General features: G+C 64.3%; 12 protein-coding genes. 8 read left to right on the top strand and 4 right to left on the bottom strand.

What is annotated here, in order from left to right:
* Nucleotides 1-356: 356 nt before the first annotated feature.
* From ACFPAH_RS00865 to ACFPAH_RS00855, 3 genes are all read right to left on the bottom strand, one after another.
* The gene (locus ACFPAH_RS00865; RefSeq protein WP_379739201.1) at nt 357-1,919 is read right to left on the bottom strand and encodes a phospholipase D family protein; all 1,563 of its coding nucleotides are present in this window, start codon (nt 1,917-1,919) and stop codon (nt 357-359) included.
* Between the two features lie 3 nt (nt 1,920-1,922).
* Entirely contained in the window at nt 1,923-2,699 is a 777-nt protein-coding gene (locus ACFPAH_RS00860) for an enoyl-CoA hydratase (RefSeq protein WP_379739199.1), read from the bottom strand.
* Nucleotides 2,700-3,119: 420 nt separating this feature from the next.
* Nucleotides 3,120-4,346, bottom strand: a complete 1,227-nt coding sequence (locus tag ACFPAH_RS00855) for a murein transglycosylase A (RefSeq protein ID WP_379739196.1) — start codon at nt 4,344-4,346, stop codon at nt 3,120-3,122.
* Nucleotides 4,347-4,357: 11 nt separating this feature from the next.
* Between ACFPAH_RS00855 and ACFPAH_RS00850 the strand changes: the two genes are divergently transcribed.
* Complete coding sequence (locus ACFPAH_RS00850; RefSeq protein ID WP_379739193.1) at nt 4,358-4,516, top strand: hypothetical protein; 159 nt, start codon at nt 4,358-4,360, stop codon at nt 4,514-4,516.
* A 1-nt stretch (nt 4,517) separates the two neighbouring features.
* On the opposite strand, the gene apaG is transcribed toward ACFPAH_RS00850, so the two are convergent.
* Nucleotides 4,518-4,892 (bottom strand): Co2+/Mg2+ efflux protein ApaG, encoded by a 375-nt coding sequence (gene apaG / locus ACFPAH_RS00845; protein WP_379739190.1) that lies wholly within the window; start codon nt 4,890-4,892, stop codon nt 4,518-4,520.
* Nucleotides 4,893-5,061: 169 nt separating this feature from the next.
* Between apaG and rpe the strand changes: the two genes are divergently transcribed.
* The 7 genes from rpe to ACFPAH_RS00810 all read left to right on the top strand — a co-directional run bounded on the left by rpe (nt 5,062) and on the right by ACFPAH_RS00810 (nt 11,117).
* Nucleotides 5,062-5,733, top strand: a complete 672-nt coding sequence (rpe, locus tag ACFPAH_RS00840) for a ribulose-phosphate 3-epimerase (protein WP_379739187.1) — start codon at nt 5,062-5,064, stop codon at nt 5,731-5,733.
* The gene (locus ACFPAH_RS00835) at nt 5,733-6,431 is read left to right on the top strand and encodes a phosphoglycolate phosphatase (RefSeq protein WP_379739184.1); all 699 of its coding nucleotides are present in this window, start codon (nt 5,733-5,735) and stop codon (nt 6,429-6,431) included. The genes rpe and ACFPAH_RS00835 overlap by 1 nt, the downstream gene beginning before the upstream one ends.
* Before the next feature lie 192 nt (nt 6,432-6,623).
* Nucleotides 6,624-8,120: an anthranilate synthase component I gene (trpE, locus tag ACFPAH_RS00830; protein WP_379739181.1), complete on the top strand. Its 1,497-nt coding sequence runs from the start codon at nt 6,624-6,626 to the stop codon at nt 8,118-8,120.
* Between the two features lies 1 nt (nt 8,121).
* On the top strand, nt 8,122-8,685 hold the full coding sequence (locus tag ACFPAH_RS00825) for an anthranilate synthase component II (RefSeq protein ID WP_379739178.1): 564 nt from the start codon (nt 8,122-8,124) through the stop codon (nt 8,683-8,685).
* A gap of 68 nt (nt 8,686-8,753) precedes the next feature.
* Nucleotides 8,754-9,791, top strand: coding sequence for an anthranilate phosphoribosyltransferase (gene trpD / locus ACFPAH_RS00820; protein ID WP_379739175.1), 1,038 nt, complete (start codon nt 8,754-8,756; stop codon nt 9,789-9,791).
* A gap of 25 nt (nt 9,792-9,816) precedes the next feature.
* A complete protein-coding gene (gene trpC, locus ACFPAH_RS00815) occupies nt 9,817-10,617 on the top strand; it encodes an indole-3-glycerol phosphate synthase TrpC (protein WP_379739172.1) in 801 nt (266 codons plus the stop codon).
* A gap of 8 nt (nt 10,618-10,625) precedes the next feature.
* A complete protein-coding gene (locus ACFPAH_RS00810; protein WP_379739169.1) occupies nt 10,626-11,117 on the top strand; it encodes a hypothetical protein in 492 nt (163 codons plus the stop codon).

The raw sequence follows: 11,117 nt of genomic DNA, 5'->3' as shown, positions 1-11,117 counted from the left end.
CTGACCGTCATCTCATTGCTGAGACAACGCTTAATACTTTTGTGAACATTTGATATTTTAAGTAATCAAGACCGAAGTCTTGGCACCTCCATCAAACGCCCACACTTATCGACTGTTAATTTTTAAAGAACTTATTCGGTACTGCCTTGCTGTGTTCTGCGAATCGTTTTGTTCGTCAGCAGCAGAGGAACGAGAGTATGTCGTGTTTCGTGATTCTCGTCAACCTCTTTTTTACAACACCGCAGCTTGCCGCGGCCTTCGTTGTCAACTCAACTACTTGATTTCGTTGGTGATTTGCGAAGGAGGCGAACTATAGCAAACCAGGGCCAGGGGGCGCAAGTCCATTTCGACACTTCTTACAAAAGCCAGTCGATCGGCAGGAAGGACAGCACGCGGACCCCGGCCCGCTTCCAGATGCTGACGCCAGGTTCGTCGTCGTAGCGCAGCACGGTGTCGCCCGAACGTTCCAGCCAATACAGCTTTCCATCCTCGTCCAGCTTCACTTCGTAGGCGCGGCTCGGGCTGCCCTCGTCGAGTTGCTTGTGCAGTTGCCTGGCCAGTAAGGGACTGTCGATCACGAAGCCCATCTCGGTGTTCAGGTCGATCGAACGCTGGTCCAGGTTGAAGGATCCAATAAAAATGCTGCGCCCGTCGACCGCGAAGGTCTTCGCATGCAGGCTGCTGGCCGAACTGCCGAATCGGCCGCGGCCGCTTTCCGGCAGCCCCGGCCCTACGCTGCGGCGCAGTTCGAGCAGCGTCACGCCGGCCCCCAGCAGTTCGTGGCGCCACTTGGCGTAGCCGGCATGCACGGCTGCGACATCGGTCGCTTCGAGCGAGTTAGTCAGCACGCGGACCTTGGCGCCATCGCGTGCCGCGCCGACCAAGGCGTTGACACCCTTTCTGCCGGGAACGAAGTAAGGTGAAACGATATCCAGTGATTGTTCGGGTTTGTCCCACAGCTGCGAGAGCTGGACGGCCATGCGGTCGCGGGGATCCGCCTTGCCGAGCACCTTGGCCGGGTTGTCGCTGACCAGGCGGGTAAGGCTCCACTCGAGCGGCAGGCTTCCCTGTTTCAGTTGCTCCACGAAGGGCAGCGTCCTGACGGCTTCCAGGTAACGCTGCGCTTCGGGCTGGCTGCGCAGCTCGGCCGCACGTTGTCCCAGGTCGACCGCGGGGACGTCGCCAGGCGCGACCAGTTTGGCGATCGGATACGCCGAGGCGCTGTTCCAGTAGCGGTCGAAGTCGTGCGACACGGCGTCGACCACGGCCCCGACCGCCATCACGTCGAGGTCGATGAAGAGCATGTCCCCTGCCGCACCGAAGTATTCGTCGCCGACATTGCGGCCGCCGACGATCGTTGCCTGGCTGTCCGCGGTGAAGGATTTATTGTGCATGCGCCGGTTCAGCCGGCGAAAATCGGTGAGATAACCCAGCGGGCGCCAGTGGCGCATCGCAAAGGGGTTGAACAGGCGCACTTCGATATTCGGTTCGCGGCCGAGGGCCGAGAGGACGGGATCGAGGCCGGCCGTGTTGTTATCGTCGAGGAGGAGCCGGACCCGCACGCCACGCAGCGCGGCACTGCGCAGTTCGTCCAGCATCAGGACACCGGTCAGGTCATTGCGCCAGATGTAGTACTGGATGTCGAGGCTGCGCTCGGCGGCGCGGGCGAGCAGCACGCGCGCGGCAAAGGCGTCGCGCCCGTCCAGCAGCGAATGGATGCCGGACAGTCCGGGATGCTGCGCCGCCAAGGGCGCGAGCGCACGCCCCAGTTGCGTCGCGCCGCTGTCAGTCATCGCCACGCTCGCGGAACGGGGTTCGAGCGGCGGCAAGGGCGCACAGGCGCTCGCCGCCGCGGCGACGATGACGAGCGCCGCGATACCTTTCAGCACACACCGCCGATCGCATCGCGGCGCTCGCATCGCTTACATGCCTTCGAAGTTCGGCTTGCGCTTCTCGAGGAAGGCAGACATCCCCTCTTTCTGCGCAGGCGTGCCGAACGCGGCGTGGAAGAAGCGGCGCTCGTAGCGCACGCCTTCGGTCAGCGTCGTCTCGAACGCACGGTTGACCGAATCCTTGATCGCCATCGCCACCGACACCGGCATCTCGGCAATCGTGTTGGCCACGGCCAGCGCCTCTTCCATCAGGGTCTCGGCCGGGAAGACACGCGACACCAGCCCGGTGCGCTCGGCCTCGGCGGCGTCGATCATGCGCGAGGTCAGCAGCATGTCCATGGCCTTCGACTTGCCGATCGTGCGCGGCAGGCGCTGGGTCCCGCCGGCGCCCGGGGTCACGCCGACCTTGATTTCCGGCTGGCCGAACTTGGCGCTGCTCGATGCGATCAGGAAGTCGCACATCATCGCCAGTTCGCAGCCGCCGCCGAGGGCGTAGCCGGCCACGACGCCGATCACCGGCTTGCGCACGTTGAGGATGTGTTCCCAGTTGCGGCCGATGTAGTTGCCCGGATAGGTGTCGGCATAGGTGTAGTTGGCCATCGCCGCGATGTCGGCACCGGCGGCGAAGACTTTTTCGCTGCCGGTCAGGACGATGACGTTGACGGCCGGGTCGGCGTCATACTGGTATAACGCATGGCCGAGCTCGTTCATCATGTTGTCGTTCAGCGCGTTCATCGCTTTCGGACGGTTCAGCCGGATCACGACTACCTTGCCGTGGTTTTCGATCAGCAGGTCAGCATATTCCATGGGACACCCTTATAAGTTAGGACACTGAGTTAGACGACACTGCCGCGATTGTAGCGCCTCCGAAGGCGCGGACGACAGGTATCATTGCCGAACAGACAATCAGGAGGCGACCCCATCGGCCCGCAGCCCACAACGACATTTCTCGGCAGGCTGCGCGCCGACCCGATGCTGCGCAATCCCGACTTTCGCCGCTCCTGGCTGAGCAGCGTGCTCACCAATTTCGGCGCCAGGTGACGATGCTCGCATTGCCGCTGTGCGCGGTCCTGCTGCGATGCTGTTCTTCATGCCGTATATCACCCTGCGCCAGCGCATCACGCCGGACGCGATGCTCGGGCGGATGGCGGCGACGATGCGCTGCCTGACAGTGGCGCTGGCGACGTGTCCGGCACCCGCCTGCGCAGCGCCAAGGGCTGAGAACGCCTATTTAGGCAACAGTACCCACACCGACCCGCGCTGTTTCATGCGCCCTGCATATTCCGCAGCATTCCCGCCGAAACCGAAGAAGAAATCCGCGCGCACCGGGCCGCGGATCGCGCCGCCGGTATCCTGCGCCATCATCAAACGCTGCAAGGGCGCGCCGTCGGCCGGGTGCGAGGTGGAGAGGAACAGAGGGGCGCCCAGCGGCACGTGCTGCGGGTCGACCGCCACCGAGCGCTCCGGGGTCAGCGGCACGCCCAGCGCGCCCTTCGGACCGACGTTCGGGTCAGGCAGGCGTTCTTCGCGGAAGAAGATATAGCTCGGATTGACATTCAGCAACTCCTGGCGCCGCGCCGGATTGGCGGCGATCCACGCCTTGATGCTCTGCGCGGAGACGCCGTCGGCCGGCAATTCCCCCTGCTCCACCAGCCAGCGCCCGATCACTTTATAGGGATGGCCGTTCTGGTCGGCAAACGCGATGCGGACCGTCTCGCCGGTCTCGTCGATGCGGACACGGCCCGAGCCCTGCACCTCCAGGAAGAAGGCCTCGACCGGATCGTCGACCCAGACCAGCTCCTTGCCCGCCAGCGGCGCGCGCTCGATCTCGGCGCGGGTGCTGTAGGGCACCACGGTCTTGCCGACCAGGCGGCCGCGCAGGCGCATGTTCTTCAGGCTCGGGTAGACGGAGGCCAGGTCGACCGTGACCAGGTCGTCCGGCACCCGGTAGAGCGGCGTCTGGAAGGCGCCCCCGCGCTTGCGCGAGCCGCGCAGCATCGGTTCGTAGTAGCCGGTGATGAGGCCGGTATCAAGGCCGTCGCGCATGCGCATCTGATTCGGCACGAAATACGTTTCGAAATAGCTGCGGATGGCCGCGCCGTCGCCGCCGTCGACCGTCGTGGCCGCCGTGCACGGCGCCTGCCACTCGGCTTTCCTGACCAGCACGCGGCAGGAGGTGGTGAACGCCGGCCAAGCCTGGCGCAGGTCGTCCTGCTGCCAGCCCGGCAGCGACGCGAAGGAAACCGGCGTCATGGTCGGAACAGGAACAGGAACAGGCGCCGGGGCGGGAACCCCGACCGGGCCGACCGGCGGCGGCATGACGATGTCCGGCTGCTTCGTCGGCGCCGGCGCCGGCTGCTGCGGCTGCGGCTGCTGCGGCGGGGTGCCGCAGGCGGTCAACAGAAGTGCCACGAGGGCGAGCGAGCTTGGTACACTGCGGCGTATCAATTGCATAAGGACCGGGTATGTGGATCTTGATGTTGGAAGCAGGCGTGGCGCTGTTCCTGCTGGTGTTTATCGTCTGGTGGACGATGTTCTCCGGCCGCCCGGAAAACCGGAAGCGGCCGCTGCGCGAGGAGAAGCCGCTGCAGGAACAGGCGCCGGAGCCGCCGCGCGAACCCTAATTTAATGCAGCATGCTCGGCAGCGTTAGCACGAATTCCGGAATTTTCACCTCGAACCGGTGTCCATCCTCGGCCACGCAGAAGTATTCGCCGCGCATCGAGCCCTGCGGGGTGGCCAGCGGAGTGCCGCTCGTGTATTCGAACTGCTCGCCGGGTTTCAACAGTGGCTGGTGGCCGACCACGCCGAGCCCCGCCACTTCCTGGGTGCGGTTGCTGGCGTCGGTGATGACCCAGTGCCGCGAAATCAGCTGGGCCGGCACCTCGCCGGTGTTGCGGATCGTAATCGTATAAGAAAACACATACTCGTCGCGGTCCGGCTTGGACTGTTCGGGCAGGTATTTGGTGCGGACGGACACGGTGAAATCGTAGGCAGCCATTGGCTTCCCTCTTCTTGTATTGGTGGAGGCGCGTGCGCGCTCAAGACGAACGAGCGGCGGGCGCGGGTGCGCAAAACCACATGATACCCCGTGCCGAAAAACGGGGCTGCGCGCGACCTGTGCGGGCTCGGCGTAAAATAGCGGCTGTTCACAACCGCACGCCGATCCCATGACCACCTACCGCATCGCTCCCAGCATCCTGTCCGCCGACTTCGCCCGCCTGGGCGAGGAAGTCCGCAACGTCGTCGAGGCAGGCGCCGACATCATCCACTTCGACGTGATGGACAACCATTACGTGCCGAACCTGACCATCGGCCCGCTGGTATGCCAGGCGATCCGCCCGCACGTGCAGGTGCCGATCGACGTCCACCTGATGGTCAAGCCGGTCGACCGCATCATCCCCGACTTCGCGAAAGCCGGCGCCAACATCATCACCTTCCACCCGGAAGCGTCCGAGCACATCGACCGCACCCTGCAATTGATCCGCGACCACGGCTGCAAGGCCGGCCTGGTGTTCAACCCGGGCACGCCGATGCACTACCTCGAGCATGTGATGGACAAGATCGACATCATCCTGATCATGTCGGTCAACCCGGGCTTCGGCGGCCAGTCCTTCATTCCCGAAGCGCTCAAGAAGATCGCGATTGCGCGCCGCATGATCGATGAATCGGGCCGCGACATCCTGCTCGAAGTCGATGGCGGCATCAAGGCCGACAACATCGCCGCCGCCGCCGCCGCCGGCGCCGACACCTTCGTCGCCGGTTCCGCCATCTTCGGCAAGCCCGACTACAAGGCCGTGATCGACGCCATGCGCGCCGAGCTGGCCACGGTCGGCAAATAATGCGCGCCGGCGCGGGCCCGATCCGGGCCGCCATCATCGACCTCGACGGCACGATGCTCGACACCGTGCCCGACTTCGAACTGGCCCTGAACGCCATGCGCGCCGAGCTCGAGCTGGCGCCGATCACGCAAGACACCATCACGCCGATGGTCGGCAAGGGTTCCGAAAAGCTGATCCGCGACGTGCTCGCGCTCGATTTCGACGCGGCGCGCATCGACGCCGTCTTCGAGCAGGCGATGGCCGCCTACCAGCGCCATTACCTCGCCATCAACGGCGAGCGCAGCCGCCTGTTCGACGGCGTACTCGACGGCCTCGCGGCCTTGACACGCCTCGGCCTGCGCCTGGCCTGCGTCACCAACAAGCCGATCGCCTTCACCACCCCGCTGCTGGCGCAAAAGGGCCTGGCGCCGTTTTTCGAGCTGGTCTATGGCGGCGACTCGCTGCCGAAAAAGAAGCCCGACCCCTTGCCGCTGCTCCAGGTCTGCCGCGATTTCGACCTTGCGCCGGCCCAGGTGGTGGCCATCGGCGACTCCTCCAACGACGCCGAAGCGGCGCGCGGCGCCGGCTGCTTTGTGCTCACCGTGCCATATGGTTATAACCACGGAAGGCCTGTTCAAACCATCGATTCCGATGGTATAGTGAATTCGCTGCTGGATGCTGCCGAGCTCGTTCGTGCGCACAACAGCACCCAAACCTAACTCATCTATACATGTTCTTCACGAAAAAACACACTGTCAACCAGACCGGCGCCCTTGAGGCCTGGCTGTGGCGACGCTGGCAATCCTGGGCTCACTAACCCGATTGATTGCTGCCGGCTGCACGCGCATCCGGCAGGTTTTTTGAACAACCGCCGCCCCACCTCCACTTGCGCTGGCGGCCCGGAGAAGAACATGACCGAACTCGAATTCAAATCGCTGGCCAACCAGGGCCATAACCGTATTCCGCTGATCGCCGAAGCCTTCGCCGACCTGGAAACGCCGCTGACCCTGTATTTGAAACTGGCCCAGTCCCAACACACCGGCAAGAACACCTTCTTGCTGGAATCGGTCGTCGGCGGCGAACGCTTCGGGCGCTATTCCTTCATCGGCCTGCCCGCCAAGACCTTGCTGCGCAGCACCGGCGATCTGCTTGAGGTCGTCACCAACGGCGTCGTCGTCGAGACCCACGAGGGCAACCCGCTCGACTTCATCGAAGCGTACCAAGCACGTTTCAAGGTAGCCTTGCGTCCGGGCATGCCGCGCTTCTGCGGCGGCCTGGCCGGTTACTTCGGCTACGACACGGTGCGCCACATCGAGCGCAAGCTGGCCGGCCAGGCCCCCAGGGACGAACTGGGCCTGCCCGACATCCAGCTGATGGTCACCGAAGAGCTGGCCGTGATCGACAACCTGTCGGGCAAGCTGTATTTGATCGTGTATGCCGACCCCTCGACGCCCGAAGCGTTTACGAAAGCGCGCCAGCGCCTGAAAGACTTGCGCGTCATGCTGCGCCGGAGCGTCGACGCGCCGGTGACGACCGCCTCGGTGCGCACCGAAGCGGTGCGCGATTTTTCCAAGGAAGACTATCTGGCGGCGGTAGCCCGGGCCCATGAATACGTGATGGCCGGCGACCTGATGCAGGTGCAGATCGGCCAGCGTATCCGCAAGCCCTATGTCGACTCGCCGCTCTCGCTGTACCGCTCGCTGCGTTCGCTGAATCCCTCGCCGTACATGTATTACTACAATTTCGGCGACATGCAGATCGTCGGCGCCTCGCCGGAGATCCTGGTGCGCAACGAAACGTCGCCTCTAGGCGAGCGCAAGGTCACGCTGCGCCCGATCGCCGGCACCCGCCCGCGCGGATCGACGCCGGAACGCGATACCGCGCTGGCCGCCGAACTGCTGGCCGACCCGAAGGAGGTCGCCGAGCACGTGATGCTGATCGACCTGGCGCGCAACGACATCGGCCGCATCGCCGATACCGGCACGGTAAAAGTCACCGACCGCATGGTCATCGAAAAATACTCGCACGTGCAGCACATCGTCTCGAACGTCGAAGGCGCCTTAAAGGAAGGCATGTCGAACCTGGACGTGCTGCGCGCCACCTTCCCGGCCGGCACCCTGACCGGTGCGCCGAAGGTACGGGCGATGGAAGTCATCGACGAACTCGAGCCGGTGAAACGCGGCATCTATGGCGGCGCCTGCGGCTACCTGTCGTTCGGCGGCGAGATGGACGTGGCGATCGCGATCCGCACCGGCGTGATCAAGGACGGCAACCTGTATGTGCAGGCCGCGGCCGGCATCGTGGCCGACTCGATTCCGGAAATGGAATGGCAGGAAACCGAAAACAAGGCACGCGCCGTGCTGCGCGCCGCCGAACAGGTGCAAGACGGACTGGATGGGGAGTTCTGACATGCTGCTCATGATCGACAACTACGATTCCTTCACCTACAACATCGTCCAGTATTTCGGCGAACTGGGTGAAGAGGTGCGCACCGTGCGCAACGACGAGATCACGCTCGAGGCGATCGCCGAGATGAAGCCGGACCGCATCTGCATCTCCCCGGGTCCGAAAGCCCCGGTCGATGCCGGCGTATCGGTGGACGTGATCAAGCAATTCAAGGGCAGGATCCCGATCCTCGGCGTCTGCCTCGGCCACCAGGCGATCGGCGAAGCTTTTGGGGGCAAGATCGTGCGCGCCAAGGAAGTCATGCACGGCAAGACCTCGCTCATCGCCCACACCGGCGTCGGCGTCTTCAAGGGGCTGCCGAGCCCCTTCACCGTGATCCGCTACCACTCACTTGCTATTGAACGATCATCGTTGCCGGCCTGCCTGGAAGTGACCGCCTGGACCGACGACGGCGAAATCATGGGCGTGCGCCACAAGGAATACGACATCGAGGGCGTGCAGTTCCACCCCGAGTCGATCCTGTCCGAGCACGGCCACGCCCTGCTGAAGAACTTCCTGCAGCGCTAACCCGCTCATCGTCCGCGCCGCGCCTCGATCGCCGCGCGGCGCACCATCACCTACACACTGGAACGCTCATGCCCATCACCCCTCAAGAGGCGCTGCTGCGCTGTATCGAACACCGCGAGATCTTCCACGACGAAATGCTGCACCTGTTCCGCCAGATCATGTCGGGCGAGATGTCGCCGACCATGGTCGCGGCACTCACCGTCGGCCTGCGCGTAAAAAAGGAAACCATCGGCGAGATCACCGCCGCCGCCCAGGTCATGCGCGAATTTTCGACCAAGGTGCCGATGGCCGACACCACCCACCTGCTCGATATCGTCGGCACCGGCGGCGACGGCGCCAACACCTTCAATATTTCCAGCGCCTCGATGTTCGTGGCCGCCGCCGCCGGCGCGCGCGTCGCCAAGCACGGCGGGCGCAGCGTCTCCTCGTCCTCGGGCAGCGCCGACCTGATCGAATCGCTGGGTGCCCACATCGACCTGAAACCGGAACAGATCGCGCAATCGATCGCGCAGACCGGGATCGGCTTCATGTTCGCGCCAAACCACCACGCGGCCATGAAACACGTGGCGCCGGTGCGCCGCGAGCTGGGCGTGCGCAGCATTTTCAATATCCTCGGCCCGCTGACGAATCCCGCCGGCGCGCCGAACATCCTGATGGGCGTGTTCCACCCCGACCTGGTCGGCATTCAAGTGCGCGTGCTGCAGCGCCTTGGTGCCCAGCATGCGATGGTGGTCTGGGGCCGCGACAACATGGATGAAGTCTCGCTCGGCGCTGCCACCCTGGTCGGCGAACTGGTCAACGGCGAAATCCGCGAATACGAAATCCACCCGGAAGACTTCGGCATGCCGATGATCGCCAGCCGCAACCTGAAGGTCGCGAACACGGAAGAATCGAAAGTCCGCGTCATGGAAGCGCTGCGCGGCGAGCCGGGACCGGCCTGCGACATCGTGGCCCTGAATGCCGGCACCGCCCTGTATGCGGCCGGCGTGTGCGCCTCGATCGAGGAGGGATTGGCGAAAGCCCGGGCCACGATCGCCTCCGGCGCCGCCGTCGCCAAGCTCGAGCAGTTCGTGAAGGTCACGCGCCAGCTGGGCGGCCACGCTTAAGCAGCATCGATAAAGGTTCAAGCACATGTCCGACATCCTGAATAAAATCCTCGCCGTCAAGGCCGACGAAGTAGCCGCCGCCAAGAAATACCGCGACCTGGCCAGCCTGCGCCGCGAAGTCGAAGGCGACAGCGCCCTGCGCGCCGAGATCCGCGGTTTCGAAGCGAACCTGCGCAAGAACATCGCGCTGGGGCGCGCCGGCGTCATTGCGGAAGTCAAAAAGGCTTCGCCCTCGAAGGGCGTCTTGCGCGCCGACTTCCGTCCGGCCGAGATCGCCGAGAGCTATGCCGAGGGCGGCGCCTCCTGCCTGTCGGTGCTGACCGACCTGCACTTCTTCCAGGGTTCCCCGGACTACCTGCGCCAGGCGCGCGCCGCCTGCGATTTACCGGTGATCCGCAAGGATTTTATTGTCGACATGTACCAGGTGTACGAAGCACGGGCGATGGGCGCCGACGCCATCCTCTTGATCGTCTCGGCGCTCGACCACGGCCTGATGGCGGAACTGGAAGCCTGTGCTCAGGAACTCGGCATGGACGTGCTGGTCGAAGTACATGACGGTGATGAGTTGACCGCCGCACTGCGCCTGAAAACGCGCCTGCTCGGCATCAACAACCGCAACCTGCGCACCTTCGAGGTCACGCTCGACACGACCATCGGACTGCTTCCGCGCATCGGCAACGACAAGCTGGTCGTGACCGAGTCGGGAATCATGGTGCCGGAAGACGTAAAACGCATGCGCGAGGCGAACGTGCACGCGTTCCTGGTGGGCGAAGCGTTCATGCGCGCTTCCAACCCTGGCGCCGAACTGCGACGATTATTCGACTAGGTTCTCACATGATTTCCATCCGCACCCGGGCTGCTCTCCTCTTCATGGCAGCCCTGGGCGGATGCAGTACGGTCCAGCCCGTTGCTTCCACGGCGGCTTCCACGGTAAAACGCATCGCCGCCGTCATCCTTCCCCCAAGCGCCGCCCCCGTCGCTCCGCCCTCGCCCACGCTCGACGCCTACAAGGCCGAGGTGGCGCAACACGTCATGCGGCGCAACAGCGAACAAACCTTCAGCGGGCGCCTGCCGCCGATGCTGCCGGCGATCGTCGTGCTCAACATCACGGTGGACGAGGACGGAGAACTGAGCGATGTCGTCGTTCAGCGCTCGCGCGACGACGACGCCTCCGCGGTGGCGGTGGCCTCCATGCGGCGCAGCCGGCCGCTGCCCAAGCCAGCGAGGCTGCTGGCGGGGAACATGCGCAAGCTGACGTTTTCGGAGACGTTTTTGTTCGACCACCAGTACCGATTCCAGTTGCGCTCGCTGGCCGGGCCTCAGTAG

The organism is Massilia sp. GCM10023247 (assembly GCF_042653325.1).
GTDB lineage: Bacteria > Pseudomonadota > Gammaproteobacteria > Burkholderiales > Burkholderiaceae_D > Telluria.
The sequence above is the reverse complement of the archived record's forward strand: the minus strand, read 5'-3'. Positions and strand labels throughout refer to the sequence as shown.